28 protein-coding genes and 1 tRNA gene are annotated in these 26,343 nt (G+C 65.4%); 8 read left to right on the forward strand and 21 right to left on the reverse strand.

Features of this window, described 5'->3' with window-relative positions; genetic code table 11:
* Positions 1–4 precede the first annotated feature (4 nt).
* Genes V7R84_RS13875 through V7R84_RS13885 form a run of 3 tightly spaced genes read right to left on the reverse strand, consistent with a single transcriptional unit; the run spans position 5 to position 2,960 of the window.
* Complete coding sequence (locus tag V7R84_RS13875) at positions 5–1,003, reverse strand: iron ABC transporter permease (protein ID WP_338570039.1); 999 nt, start codon at positions 1,001–1,003, stop codon at positions 5–7.
* A complete protein-coding gene (locus V7R84_RS13880) occupies positions 1,000–1,947 on the reverse strand; it encodes a FecCD family ABC transporter permease (protein WP_338570043.1) in 948 nt (315 codons plus the stop codon). The genes V7R84_RS13875 and V7R84_RS13880 overlap by 4 nt, the downstream gene beginning before the upstream one ends.
* The gene (locus V7R84_RS13885) at positions 1,947–2,960 is read right to left on the reverse strand and encodes an ABC transporter substrate-binding protein (RefSeq protein WP_338570044.1); all 1,014 of its coding nucleotides are present in this window, start codon (positions 2,958–2,960) and stop codon (positions 1,947–1,949) included. Before V7R84_RS13885 ends, V7R84_RS13880 begins: the two co-directional genes overlap by 1 nt.
* Before the next feature lie 320 nt (positions 2,961–3,280).
* Here V7R84_RS13885 and V7R84_RS13890 point away from each other — a divergent pair, with 320 nt between their 5' ends.
* A complete protein-coding gene (locus V7R84_RS13890) occupies positions 3,281–4,006 on the forward strand; it encodes a class I SAM-dependent methyltransferase (protein WP_338570047.1) in 726 nt (241 codons plus the stop codon).
* 244 nt (positions 4,007–4,250) lie between these two features.
* Here the strand turns inward: V7R84_RS13890 and V7R84_RS13895 are convergent, their stop codons facing one another.
* Positions 4,251–5,657, reverse strand: a complete 1,407-nt coding sequence (locus V7R84_RS13895) for an ATP-binding protein (RefSeq protein ID WP_338570050.1) — start codon at positions 5,655–5,657, stop codon at positions 4,251–4,253.
* A 288-nt stretch (positions 5,658–5,945) separates the two neighbouring features.
* Here V7R84_RS13895 and V7R84_RS13900 point away from each other — a divergent pair, with 288 nt between their 5' ends.
* Genes V7R84_RS13900 through V7R84_RS13915 form a run of 4 tightly spaced genes read left to right on the forward strand, consistent with a single transcriptional unit; the run spans position 5,946 to position 12,139 of the window.
* Positions 5,946–7,517: a type I restriction-modification system subunit M gene (locus V7R84_RS13900; protein WP_338570053.1), complete on the forward strand. Its 1,572-nt coding sequence runs from the start codon at positions 5,946–5,948 to the stop codon at positions 7,515–7,517.
* Positions 7,514–7,771 (forward strand): cell filamentation protein Fic, encoded by a 258-nt coding sequence (locus tag V7R84_RS13905; protein WP_338570056.1) that lies wholly within the window; start codon positions 7,514–7,516, stop codon positions 7,769–7,771. The genes V7R84_RS13900 and V7R84_RS13905 overlap by 4 nt, the downstream gene beginning before the upstream one ends.
* Positions 7,768–8,949: a restriction endonuclease subunit S gene (locus V7R84_RS13910; protein ID WP_338570059.1), complete on the forward strand. Its 1,182-nt coding sequence runs from the start codon at positions 7,768–7,770 to the stop codon at positions 8,947–8,949. Before V7R84_RS13905 ends, V7R84_RS13910 begins: the two co-directional genes overlap by 4 nt.
* 55 nt (positions 8,950–9,004) lie before the next feature.
* Positions 9,005–12,139: a type I restriction endonuclease subunit R gene (locus V7R84_RS13915; RefSeq protein WP_338570061.1), complete on the forward strand. Its 3,135-nt coding sequence runs from the start codon at positions 9,005–9,007 to the stop codon at positions 12,137–12,139.
* Positions 12,140–12,196: 57 nt separating this feature from the next.
* Here V7R84_RS13915 and V7R84_RS13920 read toward each other — a convergent pair whose 3' ends face one another.
* The 3 genes from V7R84_RS13920 to V7R84_RS13930 form a co-directional block, all read right to left on the reverse strand.
* The gene (locus tag V7R84_RS13920; protein ID WP_338570064.1) at positions 12,197–12,640 is read right to left on the reverse strand and encodes a helix-turn-helix domain-containing protein; all 444 of its coding nucleotides are present in this window, start codon (positions 12,638–12,640) and stop codon (positions 12,197–12,199) included.
* Between the two features lie 162 nt (positions 12,641–12,802).
* A complete protein-coding gene (locus tag V7R84_RS13925; protein ID WP_174525740.1) occupies positions 12,803–13,066 on the reverse strand; it encodes a hypothetical protein in 264 nt (87 codons plus the stop codon).
* A gap of 364 nt (positions 13,067–13,430) precedes the next feature.
* On the reverse strand, positions 13,431–13,559 hold the full coding sequence (locus V7R84_RS13930) for a hypothetical protein (RefSeq protein ID WP_338570067.1): 129 nt from the start codon (positions 13,557–13,559) through the stop codon (positions 13,431–13,433).
* A 602-nt stretch (positions 13,560–14,161) separates the two neighbouring features.
* On the opposite strand from V7R84_RS13930, the gene V7R84_RS13935 reads away from it, so the two are divergent.
* Entirely contained in the window at positions 14,162–14,473 is a 312-nt protein-coding gene (locus V7R84_RS13935; protein WP_338570070.1) for an OsmC family protein, read from the forward strand.
* A 116-nt stretch (positions 14,474–14,589) separates the two neighbouring features.
* Here the strand turns inward: V7R84_RS13935 and V7R84_RS13940 are convergent, their stop codons facing one another.
* The 3 genes from V7R84_RS13940 to V7R84_RS13950 are packed head-to-tail and all read right to left on the reverse strand — an operon-like array spanning position 14,590 to position 17,092.
* Positions 14,590–15,027: an SRPBCC family protein gene (locus V7R84_RS13940; RefSeq protein WP_338570073.1), complete on the reverse strand. Its 438-nt coding sequence runs from the start codon at positions 15,025–15,027 to the stop codon at positions 14,590–14,592.
* 1 nt (position 15,028) lies between these two features.
* On the reverse strand, positions 15,029–15,859 hold the full coding sequence (locus tag V7R84_RS13945; RefSeq protein ID WP_338570076.1) for a phosphoenolpyruvate hydrolase family protein: 831 nt from the start codon (positions 15,857–15,859) through the stop codon (positions 15,029–15,031).
* Positions 15,860–15,871: 12 nt separating this feature from the next.
* Positions 15,872–17,092, reverse strand: a complete 1,221-nt coding sequence (locus V7R84_RS13950) for a Tm-1-like ATP-binding domain-containing protein (RefSeq protein ID WP_338570079.1) — start codon at positions 17,090–17,092, stop codon at positions 15,872–15,874.
* Positions 17,093–17,250: 158 nt separating this feature from the next.
* Here V7R84_RS13950 and V7R84_RS13955 point away from each other — a divergent pair, with 158 nt between their 5' ends.
* Positions 17,251–18,633 carry a PLP-dependent aminotransferase family protein gene (locus V7R84_RS13955; protein WP_338570082.1) on the forward strand — a complete coding sequence of 461 codons (1,383 nt, stop codon included), beginning with the start codon at positions 17,251–17,253 and terminating at the stop codon, positions 18,631–18,633.
* A 66-nt stretch (positions 18,634–18,699) separates the two neighbouring features.
* On the opposite strand, the gene V7R84_RS13960 is transcribed toward V7R84_RS13955, so the two are convergent.
* From V7R84_RS13960 to V7R84_RS14005, 10 genes are all read right to left on the reverse strand, one after another.
* Complete coding sequence (locus V7R84_RS13960) at positions 18,700–18,927, reverse strand: helix-turn-helix domain-containing protein (protein ID WP_014847832.1); 228 nt, start codon at positions 18,925–18,927, stop codon at positions 18,700–18,702.
* Complete coding sequence (locus V7R84_RS13965) at positions 18,927–19,547, reverse strand: DUF2975 domain-containing protein (protein ID WP_338570089.1); 621 nt, start codon at positions 19,545–19,547, stop codon at positions 18,927–18,929. The genes V7R84_RS13960 and V7R84_RS13965 overlap by 1 nt, the downstream gene beginning before the upstream one ends.
* A 321-nt stretch (positions 19,548–19,868) precedes the next feature.
* Positions 19,869–19,956 (reverse strand) — tRNA-Ser (locus tag V7R84_RS13970).
* Positions 19,957–20,007: 51 nt separating this feature from the next.
* Entirely contained in the window at positions 20,008–20,949 is a 942-nt protein-coding gene (locus tag V7R84_RS13975; protein WP_338570091.1) for an ADP-ribosylglycohydrolase family protein, read from the reverse strand.
* Between the two features lie 25 nt (positions 20,950–20,974).
* Positions 20,975–21,859 (reverse strand): cation diffusion facilitator family transporter, encoded by an 885-nt coding sequence (locus V7R84_RS13980; protein ID WP_338570094.1) that lies wholly within the window; start codon positions 21,857–21,859, stop codon positions 20,975–20,977.
* 109 nt (positions 21,860–21,968) lie between these two features.
* The gene (locus tag V7R84_RS13985; RefSeq protein WP_338570096.1) at positions 21,969–22,358 is read right to left on the reverse strand and encodes a type II toxin-antitoxin system VapC family toxin; all 390 of its coding nucleotides are present in this window, start codon (positions 22,356–22,358) and stop codon (positions 21,969–21,971) included.
* Positions 22,355–22,600, reverse strand: coding sequence for a type II toxin-antitoxin system VapB family antitoxin (locus tag V7R84_RS13990; protein WP_338570099.1), 246 nt, complete (start codon positions 22,598–22,600; stop codon positions 22,355–22,357). The genes V7R84_RS13985 and V7R84_RS13990 overlap by 4 nt, the downstream gene beginning before the upstream one ends.
* 150 nt (positions 22,601–22,750) lie before the next feature.
* On the reverse strand, positions 22,751–23,980 hold the full coding sequence (locus V7R84_RS13995) for a glycoside hydrolase family 32 protein (RefSeq protein WP_338570101.1): 1,230 nt from the start codon (positions 23,978–23,980) through the stop codon (positions 22,751–22,753).
* Between the two features lie 33 nt (positions 23,981–24,013).
* A complete protein-coding gene (gene tadA / locus V7R84_RS14000) occupies positions 24,014–24,445 on the reverse strand; it encodes a tRNA adenosine(34) deaminase TadA (RefSeq protein ID WP_338573921.1) in 432 nt (143 codons plus the stop codon).
* Between the two features lie 37 nt (positions 24,446–24,482).
* Positions 24,483–25,070, reverse strand: coding sequence for a tRNA adenosine deaminase-associated protein (locus tag V7R84_RS14005; RefSeq protein WP_338570103.1), 588 nt, complete (start codon positions 25,068–25,070; stop codon positions 24,483–24,485).
* Positions 25,071–25,184: 114 nt separating this feature from the next.
* On the opposite strand from V7R84_RS14005, the gene upp reads away from it, so the two are divergent.
* Complete coding sequence (gene upp, locus V7R84_RS14010) at positions 25,185–25,826, forward strand: uracil phosphoribosyltransferase (RefSeq protein ID WP_338570105.1); 642 nt, start codon at positions 25,185–25,187, stop codon at positions 25,824–25,826.
* A 45-nt stretch (positions 25,827–25,871) separates the two neighbouring features.
* Here the strand turns inward: upp and V7R84_RS14015 are convergent, their stop codons facing one another.
* On the reverse strand, positions 25,872–26,285 hold the full coding sequence (locus V7R84_RS14015) for a hypothetical protein (protein WP_338570108.1): 414 nt from the start codon (positions 26,283–26,285) through the stop codon (positions 25,872–25,874).
* Between the last annotated feature and the right edge of the window lie 58 nt (positions 26,286–26,343).

Here is a 26,343-nt window from a genome sequence, read left to right on the forward strand (position 1 = left end):
ACTGTCACGGTTCTGACTCCTGGTGTGAGCTGGCCACCGCGACCAGCGCGGCGGCCCCGATGAGGCAGGTGACGGCGCCGACCGGCACCCCCACCTGCTGCCCGTCGCCGGTGAGCTGGATCGCGAGGCTGACGGCCTTGGCGATGAGGTCGGAGGCGGCGACGAACAGCCCCCCGCACACCGCTACGAGCACCACCTGTCGCCTCAGCCGCCCGCCGAAGACCAGCCGGACGACGTGGGGCGCGACGAAACCGACGAAGGCGAGCGGCCCCACGGTCGCCACCGCCGCCGAGGCCAGCAGCACCGCGATCCCGATGCCCACGCCGCGCCAGAACCCGGGTGACACCCCGAGGCAGTGGGCGTGGGAGTCGGAGACCGCGAGGATCTCCAGCCGGTCGGCGACCAGCACCAGCGCCGCGAACCCGACGAGGACCGGTATCGCGATCATCGGGACGTGCTCGGCGACGCGGGCCTCCACCGACCCGATCAGCCAGCGCAGCGCTCCCCCGACGCCGGTGGGCCGGGCGGCGATGAGGATCGTCACCACCCCGGTCAGGGCCAGCGCAGACAACAGGCCGAGCACCGCCGTCTGCTCCGAGGTGCGGCGGTGGGCCACCAGCCACAGCAGTCCGCCGCCGAGCAGGCCACCCACGGTCGCCGACAACACCGACGAGAACACCGACCCGCCGTCGATGAGCCCGGTCCCGGAGGCGATCAGGTAGCCGAGCACCGCCGAGGGGTTCACCGCCGTCAGCTCGGGGGCGGCCAGCGGGTTGCGCAGCACCGACTGCAATGCCAGCCCGGCCAGGCCGAGAGCCGTGCCGGCGAACAGGGCGACGACGAGCCGCGGCAGCCGCAGCTCGGTCAGCACCCGCCACGAGACCGTGTCGGTTCCGGCCAGCAGCTCGGACCAGTCCACGCCCCGCCCCAGCGCGAGATGGGCGACGGGGACGATGAGCGCGGCGGCCGCGATCCACAGGCCCAGCCAGGCACGACGGCTCACCGGTCCGGCCTCCTCGCCACGAAGACCATGGCGACGCAGAACCCGATCAGCGCGGTCCACGCCCCGAGCGGGGTCTCGAAGGGTTTGAACAGCTCCCGCGCCGCGATGTCGGCGCCGACGCTCACCCCGGCCCCGATGATCGCCGTCACCGCGAGCCGGAACACCTCACCCGCCCCCGGGACGAACCACCGGGTCACGGTCGGGGCGACGAAGGCGACCCATGCGATGGGGCCGCAGGCCGCCACCACGAGCGCGACCAGCAACGCGGCGACACCGAGGGCCAGCAGTCGCCAGCAACCCGGCCTCATCCCCAGGGCGGAGGCCTGCTCGTCGCCGAGGGACAGCACCCCCAGCGCAGGCAGCACCGCGACCGTGGCGGCGCAGCCGATGACCAGGGGGACGATCAGCGGCAGGGCGACATCGGCCGTGATCTCGGTGAGCGAACCCACGAGGTATTTGAAGATGATGCTCAACTCGACCTGGTCGGCCGTCGACATCACGGTCAGCACCGCCGCCTGCCAGGCCGTCGAGACCGCCGCCCCGATGAGCAGGGTCTGCGCGGCGCTGCGTCCCCTCGTGGCCGCGAGCAGGCACAGGGCACCCCCCGCCACCGCGCCGGCCAGGGCCCCGGCCGTGCGGGACGTCAGCGAGTGGATGCCGCTGGTGACCAGCAGCGCCGCCACGAAGGCGGCTCCCCCGCTGACCCCCAGCAGGTCGGGCACCGCGAGCGGGTTGCGCATGGCCCGCTGCACCAGCAGCCCCGCTACCCCGAGCCCGGCCCCGGCGGCCGCACCCACCAGCAGCCGGGGCAGACGAATCTCAAGGAACACGATCCGCGCGACCCGTCCCGACGCGGGCAGGCCGAGATAGAGGCTTGCCGTGACGAGAGCGGCCCCCGCCACGGCAAGCAGTATCAGGATCGTGATCCGCTGGCGGAGCCCCACTACTTCTTCAGGTCACGTTCGATGTGGTCCACGGCCTCGGTCACGGCGGTGGCGATGCACCGGGTGCCCCGGCAGAACGTCCACAGTTCCTTGTTGACCTCGTGGACGTGGCCGTTCTTCACCGCGGTGAGCTGTTTCCACACCGGGTTGTCGGCGTAGATCTCCGTGGCCTTCTTGTCGGTCGGGGCGAAGGTCATCGACGAGACGAACATGACCTTCGGGTCCTTCTCCAGGATCTGCTCCATGCTGTAGGCCCCGGCCTTGACCGGGTCGGTGCCGAGCACCTCGAATGGGTTGTTGACGACCTTGCCCAGGGCGCTGCCCAGCGGATCGGCACCCTTGGTGGCCACGCCCATGCCGGAGGCCCCACCCCACATCAGCAGGACGGGTTCACCGGCCACGCCCGCCGTCGTGGCCTTCTGCTTGGCCGCCGCCATGGCCTCCTGGTAGGCCGTCTCGGCCTTGACCTGGGCGTCCGCCTTGCCGGTGAGCGTCGCGACCATCCGCAGGTAGGCCAGGGAGTCCTCGTCCGTCTTGACGTTGACCAGCAGCACCGGCGAGAACTTCTCCAGCGCAGGCTTGAGCGCCTCGTGGACGCCCGCGAGCCCGATCACCAGGTCGGGTTTGACCTCTGCGGCGAACGAGGTGTCCTCGGCCCCGAAGCTGCCCGGCACCACCGGGATGTCCTTGCCCTTGTCGCCGAAGATTTCTGGCCGGGTCGCCAGGTTGGGGGTGGAGGTGGCCACCGGGACGATGCCGAGGCTGGCCAGGATGTCGTCACAGATGCCGGTGAGGCACACGATGCGCTGCGGAGCGGCGGGAACGCTCACCTCGGCCCCATCGGGGCCGGTCGCGGTGAGGGCGGGCGTCACCGGGGTGACACCGGCGACGGGCGCCGAGCTCGTCGCCGCCGTTGGGGCAGGAGATGTCCCCGGCGCGTCCGCACCGGGCACGCAGGCCGACAGGGCGCAGGCGGCAGCAAGGCCCATCAGGACTAGACCACGACGGATCATTCGAAACTCCCAAGAATGATAGCGGTTATCAATTGCAGGGCAATAGTATGCCCACCCCTCGTCACTGTCCGCGCGGGGTGGGTTCAGCCGCGATGGGCCCGGGCGTCGGCACCAACGCCCCACCGGGTACGCGATGGGCAGCCCCCACGGCGCCCGGCACCCCTCTCGCGCGGAGAAGGGAGCGCGTTGGCTGCGTCGAGGCACCCGTTCGAGGCCGGGCCCTGTAAGAATGGCTCTCAGCAGACTATGGTTGGTCCCATCATCACCTGGGGGCATTTGCGATACAGGAGGGATGCCATGGGACGAGGGATGGTCACGGCATGAGCAAGGACGCCTACGCCGTCAGCGCGCAGGTCTACGACCTGCTCAACGCCAGTTTTCGCCTGGGGCAGGTGGCGGCCCTGGAGAGGCTGATTCCGCTGGTCCGCGCCGAGTCGGGGCCGGTACTCGACATCGGGGCCGGGTCGGGCCTGAACACGGTCTTCGTCCTGGAGCGCCTACCGGAGGCACACGTGTACGCCCTGGAACCCAGCCCCGCGATGAGGGCGCTGGTCCTGACGAAGGTCGCCGCGCACCCGGAGTGGTTCGACCGGGTCACGATCCGACCCGAGGCCTTCGGCGCCGCTCCCCTGCCTGATGCCATCAGCGCGGCGATCCTGCTGGGCGTCCTCGGCCACTTCAGCCCGGACGAACGGTCCGCACTGTTCGCCGCCATCGCAGCCCGGCTCCCCGAGGGCGGGGCCGCCCTGACGGACTTGCAGCCGCCCTGTCGGCCCGCGCGGGTGGAACCCTACGAGACCGCCAGCGCCCGGATCGGCGACCTGACCTATAGCGGCCTCGCGGAAGGATGGCCACTCGACGACGAGCGCATGCACTGGAAGATGACCTGCCGCACCCTTGACGGCGATCGCGTGCTGGCCGAGGAGACCACCGAGTACCTGTTCCGCCACCCGGACCCCGAGGCCATCCGGACCGAACTCCGCGCCACCGGACTCAGCCTCGACCAGATCGAAGACACCACCTTCTACCTCATCGTCAAGGACTGACTCGCTCGTCCCCCGGTTCGCGGGCGCCTCCCGGACGGGTGGGGATGCGGAAGCGATCGAGGATCTCTCGGCGGAAAGGGGACTCCATCGACGTCGACGGCGCTCACGCCCCGGGGGCGTGGAAGACCAACACCGCGTAGCCGAGATCGGTCAAGGTGGCGTGGGCCGCGGCCCAGGCAAAGGTGAGCACTCCAGCCAAGAACTTCGGGGATGGAACTGCAACATTGTTACAGCTTGTTACAGTTCAGGTGAGGTGCCAGGTGGCGCGTGGGTCTTGTTTGGCGGAGCCTTCCCGGATGACGAGTCCGAGTTCTTCCAGCTGGGCTAGCGCCCGGGTGGCGGTCATGCGGGCTACCCCTGCCAGTTCGGCCAGCGCCCCGGTGGAGAGCGGCTCCCCCGTCTGGCGCAACGTGTTCAGAATGGCGATCGCGCTGCGGGTGAGCCGGGAGCGGATTTCTTCGGGGAGCGCCTCCTGTGCCGACAAGGTGAGAGTCACCGAGGAAGAGGATTGGAAATAGTGGGGATCGACGAGCCCGCGTCCACGCATCTCGGCGAATAGCCGCGCGATCCCTTCCCCGAGCTCTCTGGTGTACCCCAAGTCGGCGCACACCCGGGCGATGCGCGGGTTACGGGCATAGCGCCGGATATCGAGCGGGCGTTGGGGTTCGACGATGCCCGGGAATCTTCCTGGCGAGGTGATCTCGATCCGGCTTGGGAAAATCTCAAAGCGAATGTGGTCGCCCATGGTGCTGTACGAGCGATGAACGACGGCGTTGACCAGCCCCTCCAGCCAGGCATCCCGGGGAATCCGGGAGATGGGTTCGAAGGTGCCCGCGTCACTCAGTTGCTGCCAGGCGGGCATCATGTCCTCGATCTGGCGGATGGCTTCGGAGATCTGCCGCAGCAGGGAACCTTCCACCCGGCGGTCCTGTTCGAGCGTCATGTTTCGTCCCACGCCCCGGTGTTCCGCCCCGTACTTGAGAATCCGGACGACGGCATTGGGAAACTCACGCTGGGGACGCTCGTCGAACAGCAGCTCGCTGGCCACGGTGAGCCGACCCCGGCGATCCACCAGGTCGCGCGCGGCCAGCGCACCCTCAATGGTCGCCGCGCCGATGCGTTCGGCGTAATCCGCCAGGGCCTGCTGGTCGAGATCCACCAGGGTGAGGTTCACGGGAGTGGCTTCATAGTGCGCCATGCCCCGGTCGAACACGAGCTCACGCTGCTGCGCGGCAGTCAACCGCCGCGACTCATCGCCAACCCGCAGGTAGCACTCACCCTTCTGGGTGACGTGCACGGTCTCCCCCGGAGCGACGTTCAGCAGGACGAGAGTGGCCGGCTCGCCTTCGGCGTCCAGCGCCTCAACCTCTTCCACCCGGGCGCGTACCGGCGGTTCAGTGTAGTCGAGGCAGGCTTGCCGCAGCTCGTTGCGCCGCCGCGCTGACACGTCCTCCACCTTGCCGTCGTGGAGCCCAACGACAATCACCCCGCCATCGGCGTTGGCCATAGCCACCAGCGGGACCGCGAGATCACGTGGCGACACGCGAGCGGACTTGCGTTCGAACCACTGATCTTCCGCAAGGGCCAGCAGCGCTGGCCCCACCTGCTCTGGGGGCAACGTCAGGCTACGATCCACGACTGCCGAGGTCATAGAGTAACTGTAACATTGTTACAGCTTGTTACAGTGTTGCAGCTTCCCAGCACGGGCCGGGGTCGTCGCCACTCCATGCAGCGGTGAGGTGTTCTGCCTGCGAGACGGGCCTGGGTTGATGCGCGACCGCCCGGGTACGGCACCCCAACACCGGGAGGGTGTGGCCCGCCGCATGCAGTTCCGGTTGTCAGGCATGGCCTCTCCCGGTTTTGTCAGTGGGCTCTAGTACGGTGTGAGCACACCTGCTGAGAACAGCATTTAGCGCGCCGTTGGCGTAGGAGACACACGATGGCACCGACCACCAAAGAGGCCCAGCGGGCCGAGTTGCACAAGACCATCTGGCGGATCGCCAACGACCTGCGCGGCTCGGTGGACGGCTGGGACTTCAAGGCCTACGTCCTGGGCATGCTGTTCTACCGGTTCATCTCAGAGAACCTCACCGCCTACATCAACCAAACCGAGCACGCGGCAGGGAATCCCGATTACGACTACCTCGAAGAATCTGATCACCGGGTTTCCGGCATTCTTGAGGGCGTCGTGGAGGAGAAGGGGTTCTTCATCTTCCCCTCAGAGCTGTTCGCCAATGTCCGCGATCGGGCGTCCCGGGACGAGAAACTGAACGAGACCTTGGAGCGGGTATTCCGCAACATCGAGGGGTCGGCGGTCGGCACGGCGGCCGAGGGCGCGTTGAAGGGTCTGTTCGATGACCTTGACGTCAATAGCTCCAAGCTTGGACCGACGGTGCTCAAGCGCAACGGGAAACTCGTCAAGCTCCTGAACGCGATCGGCGATATGCCGCTGGGTAATTTCGAGGACAACTCGATCGACCTTTTCGGGGACGCCTACGAATACCTCATGGGCATGTATGCCTCGCAGGCTGGCAAGTCCGGCGGGGAGTATTACACCCCGCAGGAGGTCTCGGAGCTGCTGGCCCGGCTGACGGTGGTCGGCAAGACCGCGGTGAACAAGGTCTACGACCCGGCCTGCGGGTCGGGGTCGCTGCTGCTGAAGTTCGCCAAGGTTCTCGGGCCAGACCGGGTTCGCAACGGATTCTACGGGCAGGAGATCAACCTGACCACGTACAACCTGGCGCGAATTAACATGTTCCTGCACGACATCAACTACGAGGACTTCAACATTGAGCACGGCGATACCCTGACCGAGCCCAAGCATTGGGACGATGAGCCGTTCGAGGCGATCGTGTCGAATCCTCCCTATTCGACGAAATGGGAGGGAAACGACAACTCGCTGCTCATCAACGACGAACGGTTCGCCCCCGCCGGGGTGCTGGCCCCGAAGTCGAAAGCGGACCTGGCGTTCACCATGCACATCCTGTCGTGGCTGAGCGTCAACGGCACCGCGGCGATCGTCGAGTTCCCCGGCGTGCTGTACCGCGGGGGCGCGGAACGCAAGATCCGCAAATATCTCATCGACAACAACTATGTGGATACCGTGATCCAGCTGCCGCCGGATCTGTTCTTCGGCACCACCATCGCCACCTGCATCATCGTGCTGAAAAAATCGAAACCCGACAACGCGGTGCTGTTCATTGATGCCTCGGGTGAGTTCAGCCGGGTCGGGAACAAGAACAAGCTGCTGCAGCAGAACCAGGATCACATCCTGGAGACCTTCACCGCCCGCCGTGACGTGGACCACGTCGCCACGCTCGTGACCAACGAAGACCTCGCGGCCAACGACTACAACATCTCGGTGTCCTCCTATGTCGAGAAGGAGGACACCCGCGAGGCCGTGGACATCCAGGCCCTCAACGCCGAGATCGCCCGCATCGTTGCCCGCCAGGCCGAGCTTCGCACCGAGATCGACGCCATCGTCGCCGACCTGGAGGGAGAGCCGTCGTGACCGAGGGAGCAGCCGGTGAGGTGATCCTCTACCGGCGCGACGACGGCGCCCCCGCGCTTGAGGTACGCCTGGAGGAAGAGACCGTCTGGCTCAGCCAGCAGCAGATCGCCGAGCTGTTCCAGACCTCCCGCACCAACGTCGTCGAGCACCTTCGGAACATCTACAACGAAACAGAGTTGGACGAGACTACAACCTGTCGGAGATTCCGACAGGTTCGCACCGAGGGTTCCCGTCAGATCGAAGGCAAGAAATGAGCCGAATCGACAAGCTGATCGCAGATCTGTGCCCGGATGGGGTCGAGTTCAAACCCCTGGGTGACATCGCCAAGCTTGTTCGCGGGAATGGTATGCCGAAGAGCGACCTCACCGAGAATGGTGTAGGCGCTATCCACTACGGCCAGATCTACACGCGGTATGGAGCGTGGGCGAGAGCAACAATTTCTTTCGTCTCCGAGACCACAGCCACCAAACTAGCAAAAGTAGATCCTGGCGACATCATTATCACAAACACCAGCGAGAACATCGAAGATGTCGGGAAGGCGGTTGCCTGGATCGGGGACGAGCAGATCGTAACAGGGGGACATGCAACTGTTATCAAACACGCTCAAGATCCTAAGTACCTCTCCTATTGGTTCCAATCGAGAGCCTTTTTCAACCAGAAGAGAGCCTTGGCAACCGGCACCAAAGTCATCGATGTCTCCGCGAGACAACTTGGGAAGATCCGCATCCCCGTCCCACCGCTTGAGGTGCAGCAGGAGATCGTGAGAGTGCTGGATAATTTCACCCAGCTGGAAGCGGAGCTGGAAGCGGAGCTGGAAGCGGAGCTGGAAGCTCGGCGCGAGCAGTACGAGTACTACCGCGCACGACTCTTTGCAACCGATTCGAGCACTGTATTTTCACCACTCGGCGTCATGGCGAAAAATCTCGACAGGAGACGAAAACCAGTTTCCCGCGAAGCCAGAACCCTTGGGAAAATTCCTTACTATGGGGCATCCGGGGTGGTCGACCATGTCAGTAACTACATTTTTAACGGAGATTACCTGCTGATTTCAGAGGACGGAGCAAACCTGCTTACCCGAACAGCCCCTATCGCCTTCTCGATCTCTGGCAAAACTTGGGTAAATAATCATGCTCACGTGCTCGAGTTTACCTCATATACCGAGAGACGTTTTGTCGAGATGTATCTAAACTCGATAGATTTGACGCCATTTATTTCAGGCGCCGCACAGCCGAAGCTCAATAAATCAAAGCTCGACAGCATCCCCATACCAAACCCACCTCGGGAAACAAAAGAGAAAATTGTCCAGACCCTAGAAAGATTCGACTCCTTGGTGAACGATCTCAGTATTGGTCTTCCGGCGGAGCTGGCGGCTCGGCGGAAGCAGTATGAGTACTACCGGGACCAGCTGCTGACTTTTGAGGAGAAACGATGATCCCCAGCCTCGTCCGTCTGGACGAAGACTTCTTCGACGCCCTGTGAGCCACACGATGAAACCGAACGACCACACACCCGCTACAGCCGTCTCCTACGACCCGATTGCGGTTTCGGTGGAGTCCACGGTCGTCGCGGAGTACATCCCTGACCCGCACGAGAAGACCGCCTACCAGTCGGAGGCGGCCCTGGAGGCCGAACTCATCCGGGTGCTGCAGTCACAGGCCTACGAATACCTGCCGATCCGTTCGGAGGCCGACCTGATCGGCAACCTGCGAACCCAACTGGAACTGTTGAACGGATTTCAGTTCTCGGATACCGAATGGGACCGGTTCTTCACCACCTGCATTGCCGGAAAGAACGACGGCATTACCGAAAAGATGGTGCGCATCCACGAAGACACCGTGCAGCTGCTTCGCCGGGACGACGGCACCACCAAGAATGTGCTGCTGATCGACCAGCGGCGCATCCACAACAACCGACTCCAGGTCATCAACCAGTACGAGATCGGCCAGGGCGAGGGCGGAGCCAAGTATTCCAACCGGTACGACGTGACGATCCTCGTCAACGGGTTGCCGCTGGTCCACATCGAACTCAAACGCCGGGGCGTGGACATCCGTGAGGCGTTCAACCAGATCGACCGGTACCAGCGGGACAGCTTCTGGGCGGGCAGCGGCCTGTTCGACTACGTTCAGCTGTTCGTCATCTCCAACGGCACACTCACCAAGTACTACTCCAACACCACCCGGAGTCAACACCTGAAAGAGGGGCAGCAGGCCAGCCGCAGGCGCAAAACCTCCAATTCGTTCGAGTTCACCTCGTGGTGGGCGGACGCCAAGAACCAGCCGATCCGCGACCTGATCGCGTTCGCCAAGACCTTCTTCGCCCGGCACACGCTGCTCAACGTCCTCACCCGGTACTGCGTCCTCACCGTCGACACGATGCTGCTGGTGATGCGGCCTTACCAGATCGTCGCCGCCGAGAAGATGCTGCAGCGCATCGAGATCGCCACCAATTACAAGAAACTCGGCACCATCGACGCCGGCGGCTACGTCTGGCACACCACCGGCTCGGGCAAGACCCTGACCAGTTTCAAGGCAGCCCAGCTCGCCACCCAGATGGACAGCGTTGACAAGGTGCTATTCGTGGTGGACCGCAAGGACCTGGACTACCAGACAATGCGCGAATACGACCGTTTCCAGAAGGGTGCGGCCAATTCCAATACCTCCACCGCGGTGCTCAAACGCCAGCTGGAAAGCCGGGACGCCACGATCATCATCACGACGATCCAGAAACTCTCGACCTTCATCAAGGCCAACCCCAGCCACGACGTCTATCGCCAGCATGTCGTCATCATCTTCGACGAATGCCACCGCTCCCAGTTCGGGGACATGCATACCGCGATCACCAGGGCATTCAAGCGGTACAACCTGTTCGGTTTCACGGGTACACCGATCTTCGCGGTCAATGCGGCAAGTGGCGGAAACCCTCGGCTGAAAACCACCGAACAGGCCTTCGGGGAGAAGCTCCACACCTACACGATCGTGGACGCCATCACCGACAAGAACGTGTTGCCGTTCCGCATCGACTACGTCAGCACCGTGCAGGTGGGCAGCGTCACCGACAAACAGGTGCCGGCCATCGACACCGAACGGGCGCTGCTCGACCCGGAACGCATCAGCAAGATCGTTTCCTATGTGCTTGAGCATTTCGACCAGAAAACGAAACGCGCCTCCAGTTACGACCATTCGGTCGTCACCAATGTGGCCGAATCCAGCCGCACCTCTCGCCGCGCCGAAGCACTTCGGGGACGTCGCCGCGTGCGTGGTTTCAATGCGCTGTTCGCCACCGCATCCATTGAGGCCGCCCGGATCTACTACAACCACTTTGCGCTGCTACAGGAAAAACTGCCGCCCGGACGCCGCCTGAAGATCGGTCTGATCTACTCCTACGGGGCCAACGAGGCCGCCAGCGACGGGATCATCGACGACGAGGCCTTCGACACCGATGAGCTGCCCGCCGACGCTCGCAGCTTCCTGGAGGACGCGATCCAGGATTACAACGACCTTTTCGGCACCAGCTACGACACCAGCGCCGAGAAGTTCCAGAACTACTACAAGGACCTCTCCCAGCGGATCAAGAACCGGGAAATCGACTTGGTCATCGTCGTCAACATGTTCCTCACCGGGTTCGACGCCACCACCCTCAACACCCTCTTCGTCGACAAGAACCTGCGCGCCCACGGCCTCATCCAGGCCTATTCCCGCACCAACCGAATCCTGAACTCGGTGAAGACCTACGGCAATATCGTCGCCTTCCGCAACCTGGAGGACGAGACCAACGCCGCGCTGGAACTGTTCGGCAACCGGGAGGCCCGCGGCGTCGTCCTGCTCAAGCCCTACCAGGACTACTACCGCGAATACGCCGAAAAGGTCGCCGAGTTGCTGGAGGCATTCCCGCTCGGGCAGCCGATCACTGGAGAGGCAGCTCAGAAGGCCTTCATCGCGCTGTTCGGCGCAATTCTGCGGTTGCAGAACATCCTTTCCTCATTCGACGACTTCGCCGGGAACGAGATCCTCAGCGAACGCCAGGGACAGGACTACCGCAGCATCTACCTCGACCTCTACGCCCAGTTCCGTCAAGGCCAGGACGCCGAGAAGGAAGTCATCAACGACGACGTTCTCTTCGAGATCGAACTCATCAAACAGGTGGAGATCAATGTCGATTACATCCTCATGCTGGTGCAGAAGTACCGGGACGAGCACGGCGACGGCGACGACAAAGAGATCCGCTCCGAGATCACCCGGGCGGTCAACGCCAGCCCGACGCTGCGTAACAAGAAGGACCTCATCGAGGCCTTCGTCGACTCGGTTTCCGTTGACGGGCACATCGACGACGAATGGGTGGCCTTCATCGAGGCCGAGCGCAAGACCGAGCTCGCCAGGATCATCGCAGACGAGAACCTCAAGCCGAAAGCCGCCCAGGAGTTCGTCCAGAACGCTTTCCGCAACGGCGAGTTGCGCACCACCGGGACGGCCATCACCAAGATCCTGCCCCCGGTCTCCCGTTTTGCTCCAAGCGGCGGTCACGACGAAAAGAAACAGCGGGTGATTGCCAGACTGAGCGCCTTCTTCGACCGCTTCCTCGGGTTGGGTGCCGCACCAACCGAAAGCCCCGGGCATCATGACTGATCTCCTTGAGCGGTAAGCGACAGACCTGCGGCTCGGCAGGCAGCGGCCCTGATCGAGTCACTCCGCGATCAGCGTATCCAAGGCAGCTAGGTCTTCGTTGGTCAGTGGAGCTGCTTCGTCCATTGCCTGAAGTTGCGCGTGGGGGCGTGTGCCCAGTAGCTGGTTGACATGGGCGTTCGCGCGTTCGTGGCGTTCGATGTAGTCAAGCAGGTCGGCCTTCGCGATCCGGCGGTTCGACCCGACCAGACGGTAGGCCAACAACCCGCGATCCATGATCTTCACCAGATGTGGACGGCTCACCCGCAACAGTTGGGCCGCCTGATTGGGGGTCAGTTCTTTGTCAGAGGCGAGCAGCGTCACGTCCGCACCGCGTCGCACCGCATCAAGCAGGCCTTCGAGCATGATCGCGAGAGGCGAGCCCTGAGGCAGACCCTGAGCAAACTCTTCCGTTTGAGCCAGCTCATCAGCAGAAACCTTGTCGGCAGTCAGCGTCGTGGACATGAGACAGACCTTCACTCGCATAGATGCAATATCTGAAACAACTGTATCAGCTGTTCAACCCTTCACCAACTGGAGGACTGCTACCCGGTCCAGTGGCGAGGAGGTCGACAGCGGTGCGCCATCGGCGCTTCGTCGCTGTGCCCCTGGACCACCTACACCCACTCAGCCAACAGCACCTTGACGCTGGGGACGGACGCGCGCCGTCCCGGACGCACTAGACACGAAGACCGCCTGTCGAACCAGGTCGAGGGCGTCGTCGTTCTGTTCGCAGTAGAGCCGCTCGTAGTTCAAGGACCCGAAGGCCCGTTCTCGGACGCCGTCATGGCCCGGAGCCTTGACCCTGGTGCGGACGTCCGGAACTGGAGCATCAGCCGTGAAGTCCCTTTCGATCAGGTCGGGGCGCCCTGCCAGGTCGGCAGCAGGCACGGTAGTTGTGGGCCTTGGGGCGGGGCTGACACCCCCTCCAGGCCCTCCAGGCTGCATGAGCCGGCGCACCGTCCCTCGGGACTGGTTGCAACACCACCCGCGTTCCAAGACTTTGTGGACCCGCCTCTAGCAGGTGGGTTTGTTCGGAGTCGTTGAAGAAATACGTCACAAAAATAGCGAGTTCCTCTACGGCGCTTTGCGGGTTTCCGACATACCCCTGCCACGCCAAGGTGTAGCAGCCCTGAATGCGACACCACCCGGACAGTGGCGCATCAAACGGGTTGGGTAGTTACCTTCTTCGCGGAGGGGTGTACGCGTATCGTGTTCTTCGCCGGGACTCCCGCCGCGGAGGAAGGCCGCCGCTTTATTTCTGAAATCGATCCCCCGTCCGGGGCTCACGCAGCTCGGCTTTGATTTTCTCGCACTCGGCAAGTTGGGCCGCCGTCATTTCCTCACCCTCGATGCCGGAACGGGTTTTCCTCCACTTGTTCACCCAGCATCCTCACGGTTTGCGGGACCAGAACTGTAGGACTTCGCCACCTAGCTGATCGTGCAGGGGTTTCTCAACGACCTCCGACACGACCCGCTGTTTGAACTCTTCGCTGTACTTAGATGCGGAGATAATACAGATTTTACCTCACATGTTCGATTAAACCTGTTTTTCGTCACTGTCCACAAAACGTGTAGCACTCCACTTTCAATGAGACCGGTTTCCTCGTAGATGCTGACTCTGGTTGTTGATCAGCCCCACCGTCGCGCAAGCGGCTGAGGAGTTCGAGATCGTGCTCATCCTCGGGACGTGGATCGTAGCCATTTCTCAGTTCACGCAGCCGCTTGGCGGAACTGCTCCCCAGAACTGGTGGTTGGGCCACCCGAGTGCCCACAGCAGCCGCGCCCGGTGGTGCCGTCGCTCCCCGGATCTGGCGGTTGGGTCAACGGTTAGCCTGAAAGAAACGATATGTGAAGGGAGCATCATGGCTGAGGCTGTCTTTTCCGCGGTCGCCGAATCCCTGGAGGGCATGGCGACGCGCTGCACATCCCGGGGTATGAGTTTCGTCCTGGACGAGCCGCCTTCGCTCGGCGGCAAGGACGGGGATGAACCCGCTCGAAGCCGTCCTGTCGGCCCTCGGCGCCTGCAAGTGCGTCGTTGCGAGGGCTTTCGCCAAGCCGAACGGCATCCGGCTGCGCCACGTACGGGTCGAGGTGGACGGGGTGTTCGACCCGGACGGGTTCCGGGGGAAGAACCCCGCGGCGAAGGTCGGGCTATCAACAATCAGGACGCGCTACCACATCGACGCAGACAACACCCCCGAAGAGATCGCGGCGTTCGTTGAGTTCATCGAGGCCCACTGCCCGGTCCACGACACCCTGGTCAACCCGCCCCAGCTGAGCTACGAGATCGCCTGAACCAGCAGCGGCCAGGCCTTCGACCGGCCGGGATGGGTGATGGGCTGAGCCGGGGCACCCCACCAGCCGGGGGTCGGCACGGGGTTGCCCCGGCCCTGCCAGCACCTTGGCCGCGGTCAGCCGAGGTGGTCGCGCAGCCCCTCCAGCGCCGGGGCGAACACCTGGCTGGCGAAGAAGGTCTCCCAGTGCTCCCGCTCTTCCTGGGCGCAGTCGAACTCCGTCCACCACTCGACGAGCGACTGACCGGTCGAGCTCACCCGGGTCACTTTCAGCGTGGAGACGTATCCGGTCACGTCGAACGGGGCCGGATCGCAGAACCCGTAGGAGTAGCTGCGGTCGAGGTCCGACAGGCCGAGCAGCCGCTCCCTGATCCGGGATTCGCCGAGCTGGAAGCTCCGCACGGCGCCGACCGTCGCTCCGGTCAGACCGTCCTCGATGTGGCTCTCGGAGACCGCGGAACCGAACCAAGTGGCCAGTCCGTTGAAGTCCCTGAGGGTGTCCCACACCTTGTCGGCATCGTGCTGGATGATCGTGCTGTAGTACGAGACCGTCATGTCAGCCCTTCTTGAAGGTGACGGCCTTGAACTCCTCGGTCTGTGCACGAATGCCCACCTCGGTCGGGAATCGCTCGATGGAACTGGCCCCGTAGAAGCCGACGATGCCGTCGGTGTGGTCGAGGATGTACTGCGCGTCGGCCGGGTTCGCGATCGGCCCGCCGTGGCACAGGCACAGGATGTCGGGGTTGACGCTCCTGGCCGCGTCCGCGAGCTGCTGCACCTTGACCGCCGCCTCCTCCAGGGTCAGCGCGGTCTTCGCGCCGATGGTCCCAGACGTTGTCAGGCCCATGTGAGGGACGAGGATGTCCGCCCCGGCGCGGGCCATGTCCTTGGCCTGGTCCTCGTCGAAGACGTAGGGGGAGGTGAGCAGGTCGAGTTCGTGGGCCATGCGGATCATGTCGATCTCGTGCCCGTACCCCATGCCGGTCTCTTCCAGGTTCGCCCGGAACACCCCGTCGATCAGGCCGACGGTGGGGAAGTTCTGCACACCGGCGAACCCGATCTCTTTCACCTGGCGCAGGAAGTGCCCCATGACACGGAACGGGTCGGTGCCGTTGATGCCCGCGAGGACGGGGGTGCGTTTCACGACAGGCAGCACCTCGTTGGCCATCTCCATGACGATGGCGTTGGCATCCCCGTATGCCAGCAGCCCGGACAGCGAGCCGCGCCCGGCCATGCGGAACCGGCCCGAGTTGTAGATGACCAGCAGGTCGATGCCACCGGCTTCCGCGGACTTCGCGGTGATACCGGTGCCCGCGCCGCCGCCGATGATGGGCTGGCCCTGGGCGACCTGGGTGCGGAAACGATCGAGGATCTCTTGACGGGACATGTTTCTTCCTTCTCAGTTGGTGATGGATGCGTGCAGTGCGCGGGCCATCGCGGCACCGAAACCTGGGTCGTTGATCGCCTGGTCGAGTTCGTGGACGACGACGCCGGAGCCAGCCAGCCCCGCGCGCAGTTCCGCAAACAGCGTGGCGTCGGCCTCGGCGTCCCGGAAGGGGGCTCCCTCGACGTCGATGGCGCTCACGCCCCGCAGGGGGATGAACAGCTCGGTGGGTCCGGTGGCGGCGGCAAGTTTGGCGGCGATGCGGCGTCCCAGCTCGGTCATCTCCTCAGGCGTGGTGCGCATCAGCGTCACGGTGGGGTTGTGGACGAACAGGTTGCGTCCGGCGAACTCGGGCGGCACGGTGTCGGCGGGGCCGAAGTTCACCATGTCGAGCGCCCCCAAGCTGACGACCTGCGGCAGGCCGACCCGCCCGGCCATCTCCAGCCGCCGCGGCCCCGCCGACAGGACACCGCCCACGAGGTCGTCGGCCAGCTCGGTGGTGGTGAGGTCGCACACCCCGGCCAGCAGGCCCGACTCGGCGAGTTTCTCCATGGCGCGGCCACCCGCCCCGGTGGCGTGGAAGACCAGCACCTCGTAGCCGAGGTCGGTCAGGGTGTCGCGGGCCTCGTCCGCGGCCGGGGTCGTCACGCCGAACATGGTGACCGCGACGACCGGTTTGTGCTCGGCGGGGACAGCGGCCAGCCGGTCCTCGTATGCCCTGGCCATCCCGGCGATCGCCGCGACCGCGTTGGCGAACACCTGGGAGGAGACCGAGTTGATGCCGGCGACGTCGACGACCGAGTACATGAGCGTCGCGTCCACCTCGCCGACGTAGGGTTTCACGTCGCCGGAGGCCATGGTCGAGACCAGCAGTTTCGGGAAACCGACCGGGAGGGCCTGCATCGCGGCCGCGGCGACCGAGGAGCCGCCGGATCCGCCGAGGGCCAGCAGGCCGTGGATGCGTCCCGACACCGCCAGGTCGCGGACGATACGGGCCACCCCGACGCTCATCACCTGCATCATCTCGCCCCGGTCGCGGCGTTCGCGCAGGGCGGCGGCGTCGGAGTTCGCGGCGGCGATCACATCGTCGGAGCTGATGTTGGCCAGCGGGCTCGCCGAGAAGGACCCGACATCGACGAACAGGGTCTGCACCCCGTGCTTGTCCAGTTGCTCGGCCAGCCAGGCGTACTCGGCACCTTTGGTGTCCAGCGTCCCGATCAGTGCAACAACAGCCATGCGGTCTCACTCCTTCGTGCGTGTTCGGACCCGTCCTGCTCAAGCGCGGCCGCGGCGGCCCGGCGTCCAGGGGTAGCAGCGAGGCTACGTCTCACCGCGGGACGGCACTAGTCCAATCCAGGAGAATTGGCCCAGGCCGGTGGGGCATACTCGGCAGCATGGGAGTGCGCATGGATTCGGCGGAACTGTCGAGGCTACTCGGGGTGTGGACGGACGCGGACGAGCGCCTGCCGGACGCACTGGCGCGCACCATGTCAGAGCTCGTGGATCACGGTTTCGTGCCCGCGGGAAGCACCTTGCCGCCGCAGCGGGAGCTCGCACAGGTGCTGGGGGTCGCCCGCGGAACCGTCGCGTCCGCCCTGGCGATACTGGAGGCTGGCGGGTATGTGGTCTCGACCCGAGGGTCGGGGACACGGGTGAGGTCGGGCCGGGTGAGTGCCGAGCACCGAGCCGGCGGGCGGCTGTTCTCGTTCACCAACGCCCCGCGCGATGTCATCGACCTGTCCAGCGGGGCCCTGCCCGCGTCCACGGTGACCGGGGAGGTGCTGTCGGCGAGTCCGGACGGGCTCGACCCCTACCTGGAAACCGACGGCTATTTCCCGGCCGGGCTTCCAGTGTTGCGGCAGGCGATCGCCGAGCACCTCACCCGCGATGGGGTGCCGACCCGACCCTCGGAGGTGCTGGTGACGAGCGGGGCGCAGCAGGCGACCTCGCTGGCGATCCGGGGGCTGCTGGACCCGGGCGACCTCGTCCTGACCGAGGACCCGAGCTATCGGGGTGCGCTGTGTGCGCTGCGGGCCCATGGCGTCCGGTTGGAGGGGGTCCCGCTGCGCGACGGCGGCATCGACGTGGACCTGGTGGCGCGCGCGGCGGCGAGGCGTCCGGCCGCGCTGTACTGCCAGACCAGCGTCCACAACCCGACGGGGCAGAGCATGACCAGGGACGCGCGGGCTGCGCTCGCCGACGTCGTCAACCGGCGCGGCCTGCACGTCGTCGAGGACTGCTGTTCCTACGACCTGACGCTGTCAGGACGTCCGGCGTCAACGCTGACGGGCCTTGTTGCCCCGGAACTTCACCTGAGCTGCTGGACGATGTCGAAGCTGTTCTGGGGTGGGCTTCGCGTCGGCTGGGTGAGGGCCGACGAGGCGCGCATCCGCCGGCTGGTGGAGCTGCGGAAGGTCGACGACCTGGCGACCTCCATCGTCGACCAGCTGTATGCCGTGCGGCTGCTGCACCGGGCGGCGGACGCGCGGCGGGAGCGGCAGGCGATGCTCACCACACACCTGGCGTCCACGGAGCGGGTGCTCCGCGAGGTGGCCCCGGCATGGACCTGGCAGCGGATCGTCGGCGGTTCCGGCCTGTGGGTGGACACCGGGACGGACGCCGTCACCTTCACCGAGCAGGCCAAACGGGCCGGAGTCAAGCTCGCCGCCGGGCCGAGTTTCTCGCCCCACGACGGTCACCGCACGATGCTGCGACTGCCCCTGTGGCACGACGGAGCCGAACTGAGACGAGGATTGGGCGCCGCCTTCGGCAGATAAGGGCCGCAGGTGGCGATGATGTGACCGCGGGCCGCGGCCCGGGCGTTTCTGAGTCTGGCTGGGCGATCAGGGCTGGTCTGCGAGGCTGAACAGGTCACCGACCTCGCAGTCCAGCGCCTCGCACAGCGCCGTCAGGGTGCTGAACCGAACGGCCCTCGCGCGGTTGTTCTTCAGGATCGACAGGTTGACCACGGTGATACCGACCTTTTCGCTGAGGGCCGCGAGCGTCACACCCCGGGCCGCGAGCAGATCGTCCAGGTGGCAGGTAATCCGATGGGGTTCCTCGACAGGCATCAGATCGTCGTCTCCACGTCCTCGGCGAGCTGTTCCCCCTGCCGCCAGGCGTAGGCGACGACCAGCACCACCAGCGCCACCCCGAGGGGGACGAAATCGCCAGCGTTGGTCGTCAGCATGGCGAACCCCATCCCCCTGGCGGGCAAGCCGGTGTAGATGAGCATGTTCGCCAGGACCTCGCCGACGAGGAAGGCGGCGGTGAGGAAGATCAGGGCTATTCCCAACTGCACCAGCAGCCGGTGCGCCCCCGCGGAGAAGGCACGGTCGCGCTGCACCAAGAGCGTGAACCGCCAGATCGTGACGCACAGCCAGAGCGTGACCACCGCGACCAGCACGCCCGGAAGCATCGCGCCGAGACGTTGCGTCCACGTCGGATCGGTGAACTCCCACGAGAGTGTCTCAAGGCTTGGGCGCACGATCAGCCCATTCGCGGCTTCGAGGGGAGAGGCCGCCTCGCCCGAACTGGCTTGCGAGGGATTGCCCCCATTGAGCCAGACCAGGGGGTCGCCCTTGACCCATGTCCAAGCGTGCCAGAAGGGGCTCACCAAGGGTGCCACTACGAACAACGCCAGCATGATCCGCAATGTGAGGTAGTCGCCTCGGCTGATTGTGAGTTTCATCGGGACCTCCTAACATATCGCAATTCGATACTAAATGATAAACGATATTATCGTCAAACGATACGCCTAGAGCCCCGGCGAGGACCCGCACCGGCGCTCCCACGGTTCGCTTGCCTTACGGTCATGCGCCTGCGCTGTAGCACAAGCGTTCGTCCACAAGACAAGCGCTCCCGTCGGGAAAGCAAGCAGACGACGGGAAGACAAGCGGGCGACAGGAAGACCAGCGGACCTGTGAGGATGCAGAGGGATACCGTGCGGACGAGCGCCCCGACAAAGCACGAGCCCCCGGCACGGACACCGGGGGCTCAAGCAATGCGACTCTGGCGGTGACGGTGGGATTTGAACCCACGGTGGCTTGCACCACACTCGCTTTCGAGGCGAGCTCTTTCGGCCGCTCAGACACGTCACCGCCGATGAGCGTATCCCAGCCCGGCCCCGCGGACAAATTCGCTGGCCGGTCTCAGCCGACCACGACCTCGAAGGTTCCGACCCGGTCCGCGATCCCCGCGGCCAGGTCCTCGATCATTTCGACGTCGTGGAGACGGTTCCGCCAGCTCTCCGGGATTCCGCTGCGCCCGTACAGCGCCCCTGCCAGCTGCCCGTAGATGGCCCCGACGGTGTCGGCGTCGTCTCCCAGGTTCACGGCCAGCAGCGCACCTTCGAGGAAGTCGTCGGTGCTGGCGAAGGCCCACAGCGCCGCCTCCAGGCTGTGCAGGACATAGCCCGACGACGAGATCTCGTCGCGTTCCTTGACCCGGTAGGAGCCGCGCAGGATCGTCGCCAGGTCGGGGCTGGTCATCTGCTCGGCCAGGTCGGCGGCCAGCACGTACAGCTCCGTGCGCGACGCCCCCTCGATGGCGGCCGCGATCAACCTACCGTAGACCCCGCACGCCTCGACGCACTCGACGGCGGGATGGGTGGTGCGGGAGCTGTCGGCGGAGAACCGTCCCGCGGCCTCGGGGTCGTCGCAGAAGGCCATCGCGACCGGCGCCAGGCGCATCAACGACCCGTTTCCCGCGCTCATCCCATCAATCGCCTCGCGGTAGGGCTCGCCAGTTGCCTCGAACTCCTCCAGGGCGGCGCGGGTCTGATTGCCAATATCGAAACACCGCCCCGTGCTGCTGAGGTACCCGTCGCGATACCACCGGACGAACCGGGCCAGCTGGTCGTGGGGATCGTAGGCCCCGGTCTCGGTCAGGCTCGCTGCGATGCACAGCGCCATCGACGTGTCATCAGTCCACTGCCCGGGCGCCAGCTCGAACACCCCACCGCCCACCATGTCGGTGACGGGCGGGAAGGAATCGCGGGCCTGAAACTCGACGGCGGTCCCCAGGGCATCACCCACCGCCAACCCCAGGAGACTGCCCAGAAGTCGGTCACGCCATGTGTCGCTGATCGGCATGACCTCAGCCTAGGGGACCCGCAGGTTATGGCGACTGCGTCTCACGCATCCCGCAGTCATCCTCGCAGGGGCCATCGCCTCCCCCACTCAAAGCGGCTGCGGATGTAGCGCAGCAGGCGTCTCCGCGCCAGGCCTCGACGCCCTCGCGAACAGCAAATCCGGCGATGACCAGGGCCGCCACAGGATCGGCCCAGGTCCAGTCGAGCAGACTGTTCAGCACGAGCCCGACCAGCAGCGCCGCGGAGAGGTAGGAACACATGAGGGTCTGCTTCGAATCGGCCACCGCGGAGGCCGAGCCGAGCTCACGTCCGCAGCGTCGCTCGAACCAGCTCAGGAACGGCATCACCACCAGACTCAGTGCGGCGAGCACAATTCCGACGCTCGAGTGCTCCGGTTCGCGCACACCGGTCAGCGAGAGGACGGCCTCCGTGGTGACGTAGACCGCCAGGGCGAAGAAGGAGATCGCGATCACCCGCAGTGCCGTTTTCTCCCGGCGTTCGGGATCGGACGAGGCGAACTGCCAGGCAACCGCCACCGCGGAGAGCACCTCCACGACAGAGTCCAGACCGAATCCGATCAGGGCGGCGGACGACGCCTCGCCCCCTGCCGCAAGGGCGACGACGGCCTCGATGACGTTCCAGGTGATCGTGAGTGCGACGACGATCCTGATCCGTCGCTGCAGGGTCGCTTTCCTGCCGGGCTCCAGAGCTTCCGCCGTCACGGGGAAACCTCCGCGACGCAGCAGCAGGGCGATTCCATACAGGCAACGCCATCGACGATCGTGGGGAGCTCCGCCCGCGAAGCACTGGTCAGCATGCTCCGACCCTACAGCGACCACCGACCCGAGGGCAGTGTGCCGCGACCGGACCGGCTTGTCGGGTCGTTGTCCAGGATCGCTCTGTCCACCCACACCTGGGTCCGCAAGGAGTAACCATCGGGGCCGTGGACCACGAACTACCTCACTCCCAGTTCGACCCGAACTGCTCCGGTGCAATGAGCGCGCAACGACATGTGGTGTTTCACGGTGCGAGCTGTAGATCCGTGTGGCCGAAATCATCTCCTTTGTACAGCAGGGCCTCACCCAGATCCTTTGCCAGCGCGTAGGTAATGCAGTCGCCGAAGTTCAACTTCGCAGGATGTCCGCTGCCTCGTCCGAATCTCTGGTGGGCTTCCTGGGCCAGCCGGGCCTGGTGAGGCGTGAACGGCACGACGTCGACACCAAGACCCGATAGAACAGCATCCAGCGTTGGACCTGCGTTGGATACGCCTTTGCTCGCCAGTACTATCGCCAGCTCCAGATAACTCGGGGCAGACATGAGCGCACCGTGTTTCTCGAGCACTGCGCGGAAATGCTCCCCTTCCGGCTCTCTCAGGAGGATTGCCGCGATGGCCGACGGGTCCACGATCATCGGGGAAGTCCCGTGCTCGGGTCGTACAGGGAGTCGAAGTCCACAGGCCCCTCCGACGCGCTCAGCTCCAGGTACACCCGCTCCAGCAGGTCATCCAGCCCAGAGCGAGCACCTTCAGCATCCAGTTTCCCGAGCAGATCCGTAATCGCCTTCTCCACCACCCGCGTTTGGCTGAGGCCAGTCCTGGAAGCGGCCTCGCGCACCAAGTCATGGATGCGCTCATCCTTGATGTTGAGACTCATGGAATGATTCTACCTTTGTGCACACACTTTCTACCATTTGCTTCCAGGTGCCAGCCCTGTCCTCCACGGCGCCGGAACAAGACGCCCAGGGCCACCCGCACACACCTCGGCGCAACCCAGAGCCGGACGTCCGGCACCTCGAGTGCCTCTTCACGCAGCTGTGCCGGATTGGGGAACGGTCGGGATCACCTCGCCGACCTGAACCCGGACCCCCTCCGGCACGGTCAGGGTCCAGGGTTCGTCGGATCGCCACGTACCCGGGAGGCCGTCTTTCGGGTAGTGCTCCAGGACCGCTCCGTCCACCCACACCTGCGACCCGTCCGGCACCTCGACGACCCCGTGGCGGGGATGCGTCAGCCGCACCCCGTCGCCCGCGACCCGCAGCGCCCAGCGCCGCTCCGCCAGCGACGTCTCACCCGCATCGAGGGGATGCCAGCGGTCAACGAGCGCCTCGGCTGCCCCCGGGTCGACGAAACTCACGACCTGCTCGCCTACCAGTTTCACGCGACGCGGCAGGCTGAGGCAGCCCGCGTGGTCGCGGACGGTCGGATCCTGGGCTTGCTGCCGCACCCAGCCAATCAGCAGCGGCTCCCCGTCGGCGACGGTGGCCTGCACAGCGTAGAGGTCGGGGCCGATATCGAGGAGGTTCGCGTGTTCGGCGACGAACCGCGGTCGCGCCCCAGCGGTCTCCACCCGTCCCACCACCGCCAGCTCCCCGGCGGGCCGGTCCCCATCGAGGACGGAGATCAGCAGCACCCAGCGGTCCTCCAGCCGGAACAGCTGCGGGCATTCCCACACGTCCGCGGTGGCGGCAGCCGCCAGTACGGGGTCGTCGGCGACGAACAACCCCAGGTAGCGCCACACCAGTTCGTTCTGCCGGTCGAACAGCAGCACGACGGGGGTGCCGTCGCTGCGGCCCGCCCCGAGGATCGCCAGGGGCCTGCCGTCGAGTTCGAAGACGAACGGGTCGCGCATCACGGCGATGTCGTCGATGTGAGGGGTGGGCGCGACGACGACGGGTGCGTCCCAGGTCACCAGGTCGGGGCTGCCCCAGCGCAGGCACACCGTCGAGGCCCCCGACTCATCCGTGACTCCGGAGTAGACCACCCCGGGGCGTTCATGGCCGGGCAGGAACACCCCCGACCAGCAGCCGGAGGAGTCGGGACCGCCGGGGGTGGGGCCGAAGGCGACGGGCAGCAACCGCCAGTTCGCCAAGTCGTCGCTGACGGCGTGTCCCCACGCGATCCGCCGGTGTTGCGGGGCGGCTGGGTTGTGCTGGAAGAACACGTGCCAGACCCCGTCGCGGAAGGTCATGCCGTTGGGGTCGTTGAGCCAACCGCTGTGCGGTCGCAGGTGATAGCTGGTGGTCGGTGCGGTCACGTCCCAGGTTCCTCTCCGGTCGTGGGGTTTCCTTCATCGACGGCTGGTGAAGAATTCCTCCAGCAGCGCCGCACAGTCGGCTTCCAGCACGCCCGAGGTCACCCTCGGGCGGTGGTTGAGACGCGGGTCACGCAGCACGTCGAACAGCGACGTCACCGCCCCGGCTTTGTCGTCGAAGGCCCCGAACACGAGGTGATCGATCCGGGCGGCGACGATCGCGCCCGCACACATGGTGCACGGCTCCAGGGTCACCACCAGGGTGCAGCCTGTCAGCCGCCACTGACCGAGGGCCTCGGCGGCGCGCCGGATCGCGACCACCTCCGCGTGTGCCGTCGGATCGCCCATGAGTTCGCGTTCGTTGCTGCCCATCGCGATCGGCGACCCGTCCGGTCCGAGGACGACAGCCCCCACCGGCACATCGCCGCGCAGCCCCGCCTCCCGGGCCGCGAGGAGCGCCTGCCGCATCGCCGGCTCGTAGCGTCGCGCCACGCTCGGGAATCCTTCAGTCGTCGAAGGCCTCGACGGCCCGCTCGAACACGTCCTCGATCTTCAGGCGCTGCGCCACCTGCATCAACAGCTCGTCGGAGTCCTCCTCGTAGTCGGTGGCGATGGCCTCCAGTTCGAAGCCCCGCAGCCCGGCGGCGGCAAACATCTCCATGTCGCCGACCGGCGCCGGGTCGTCCTCTTCGTCGGGGATCTCCTCGCCCAGGTAGTCCACGACATCGCGGGCGATGGGCCAGTCGTTGGCTGCGGTGGCATCGCTGAGCACCACCTCCACTGCCCTTCCCCTGACCCGGCAGATGACGAAGAATTCCCCCGCCACCGACACGTATCCGTCCGCCCCGGAATCACCCGGAAGGCGGCTGAGCTGACGGATTAGTTCGTCGAGGTCGTTGGCCAGGTCGAAGTCCATGGGCACCGCCGTCGCCTTGCCGTCTTCCCGGTACACGGCGACGACGAGGTCGATGTCGTCTTCTCCCGCGTCTTCGAGGTCGTCGTCGAAGAATTCCTCTTCCGAATCGTCGGCGGCTTCCAGACCGCGGTCATCCCTCAGGTCAAAAGGCTCGGCGTCTTCATCAAAGGCGTCCACGGCTGATCTCCTCCCGGTCCTACGGAAACCCCATCCTTCCAGATATTCAGTCTCTTCGAGGCTCCGGGGCGATATCCGTTCCCCCAACCCCTCCGGGTGTGTCACAGTGGGCTCGTGGAATTTCGCGTCATCTCTCATCCGCTCGTCGATCACAAACTGACGGTCCTGCGCGACCGCAACACCGAACAGCCCACCTTCCGCAGCCTCGTCGAGGAACTGGTGACGCTGCTGGCCTACGAAGCCACCCGCGGGGTGCGCGTCCACGACATCGCCATCGAAACCCCCGTCGCCCCCACCATCGGCACGAAACTGGACTCCCCCGCCCCCCTGGTGGTTCCGATCCTGCGCGCGGGCCTGGGGATGCTCGATGGAATGCTGCGTCTGATGCCGACCGCCGAGGTCGGGTTCCTCGGAATGATCCGCGACGAGAAAACCCTGGAGCCCACCACCTACGCCGAACGCCTACCGCAGGACCTTTCCGGTCGCCAGTGCTACGTGCTCGATCCGATGCTCGCCACCGGCGGGTCGCTGGGGGAAGCCGTGAAATTCCTTGTCGGTCGCGGTGCCGACGACATCACCTGCATCTGTCTGCTGGCGGCCCCCGAGGGAATCGAGAGGATCCAGGCCCTGCTGGCGGACCTCGACGTCCCCTGCACCCTGGTGGTCTCTGCCGTTGACGAGCGCCTCAACGACCAGGGCTTCATCGTCCCCGGTCTGGGCGACGCCGGCGATCGGCTGTACGGGCTGGCCGACTGAAGGACCACGCAGGGTTGCCCCGAGTTGCCAGCCCGCAGCAACGGTTCAGCTTTCCTTGCCCGTCAGCTTGGCCGAACACTCCTGAGCGGTCTCACCTATGGCCTTGCTGTCCCCATCAGCGACACTGGAGCTGGTATCCGTCGTGCCATCCTGAGTGCCTGAGGCATCGCTGGACGTCTTGCCGTCCTGAGTGCCTGAGGTATCGGTGGACGTCTTGCCGTCCGCGAGTTTCTGGAGGGTGTCGGCACTCACCTTGTCGTAACTGCCATCAACCAAGCAGCCGACGTAGTCGTTGAGTGCGTTGTCGTCATACGAACTCTCGCCCTGCTCCTTCATCATCTTGATGATTCCCGCCTTGACGGCGTCCTTGCTCGGCTTTCCGCTGCACCCAGCCGCGCCACAAGCTATGGCGATCGAGGCCAGGACTGCCACTGACCCCTTGAGCACCCTTAAATTCATGATTGTATTTTTCCCTTCCTCGGCGCGGCTCATGCGCCGACACCGAGCAGGGTAGTTG

The organism is Arachnia propionica (assembly GCF_037055325.1).
Lineage (GTDB): Bacteria > Actinomycetota > Actinomycetes > Propionibacteriales > Propionibacteriaceae > Arachnia.

Excerpts from the sequence above, each read along its gene's own strand:
- V7R84_RS13890 (WP_338570047.1), top strand. The coding sequence starts at position 3,281 with ATGAGCAAGGACGCCTACGCCGTCAGCGCGCAGGTCTACGACCTGCTC.
- V7R84_RS14015 (WP_338570108.1), bottom strand. The coding sequence starts at position 26,285 with ATGAATTTAAGGGTGCTCAAGGGGTCAGTGGCAGTCCTGGCCTCGATC.
- V7R84_RS13945 (WP_338570076.1), bottom strand. The coding sequence starts at position 15,859 with ATGTCCCGTCAAGAGATCCTCGATCGTTTCCGCACCCAGGTCGCCCAG.
- V7R84_RS13915 (WP_338570061.1), top strand. The coding sequence starts at position 9,005 with ATGAAACCGAACGACCACACACCCGCTACAGCCGTCTCCTACGACCCG.
- V7R84_RS13990 (WP_338570099.1), bottom strand. The coding sequence starts at position 22,600 with ATGAGTCTCAACATCAAGGATGAGCGCATCCATGACTTGGTGCGCGAG.
- V7R84_RS13885 (WP_338570044.1), bottom strand. The coding sequence starts at position 2,960 with ATGATCCGTCGTGGTCTAGTCCTGATGGGCCTTGCTGCCGCCTGCGCC.
- V7R84_RS13985 (WP_338570096.1), bottom strand. The coding sequence starts at position 22,358 with ATGATCGTGGACCCGTCGGCCATCGCGGCAATCCTCCTGAGAGAGCCG.
- tadA (WP_338573921.1), bottom strand. The coding sequence starts at position 24,445 with ATGCGGCAGGCGCTCCTCGCGGCCCGGGAGGCGGGGCTGCGCGGCGAT.
- V7R84_RS13960 (WP_014847832.1), bottom strand. The coding sequence starts at position 18,927 with ATGCCTGTCGAGGAACCCCATCGGATTACCTGCCACCTGGACGATCTG.
- V7R84_RS13895 (WP_338570050.1), bottom strand. The coding sequence starts at position 5,657 with ATGACCTCGGCAGTCGTGGATCGTAGCCTGACGTTGCCCCCAGAGCAG.
- V7R84_RS13935 (WP_338570070.1), top strand. The coding sequence starts at position 14,162 with ATGAACCCGCTCGAAGCCGTCCTGTCGGCCCTCGGCGCCTGCAAGTGC.
- V7R84_RS13950 (WP_338570079.1), bottom strand. The coding sequence starts at position 17,092 with ATGGCTGTTGTTGCACTGATCGGGACGCTGGACACCAAAGGTGCCGAG.
- V7R84_RS13965 (WP_338570089.1), bottom strand. The coding sequence starts at position 19,547 with ATGAAACTCACAATCAGCCGAGGCGACTACCTCACATTGCGGATCATG.
- V7R84_RS13900 (WP_338570053.1), top strand. The coding sequence starts at position 5,946 with ATGGCACCGACCACCAAAGAGGCCCAGCGGGCCGAGTTGCACAAGACC.
- V7R84_RS13910 (WP_338570059.1), top strand. The coding sequence starts at position 7,768 with ATGAGCCGAATCGACAAGCTGATCGCAGATCTGTGCCCGGATGGGGTC.
- V7R84_RS13975 (WP_338570091.1), bottom strand. The coding sequence starts at position 20,949 with ATGCCGATCAGCGACACATGGCGTGACCGACTTCTGGGCAGTCTCCTG.
- V7R84_RS13955 (WP_338570082.1), top strand. The coding sequence starts at position 17,251 with ATGGGAGTGCGCATGGATTCGGCGGAACTGTCGAGGCTACTCGGGGTG.
- V7R84_RS13940 (WP_338570073.1), bottom strand. The coding sequence starts at position 15,027 with ATGACGGTCTCGTACTACAGCACGATCATCCAGCACGATGCCGACAAG.
- V7R84_RS13920 (WP_338570064.1), bottom strand. The coding sequence starts at position 12,640 with ATGTCCACGACGCTGACTGCCGACAAGGTTTCTGCTGATGAGCTGGCT.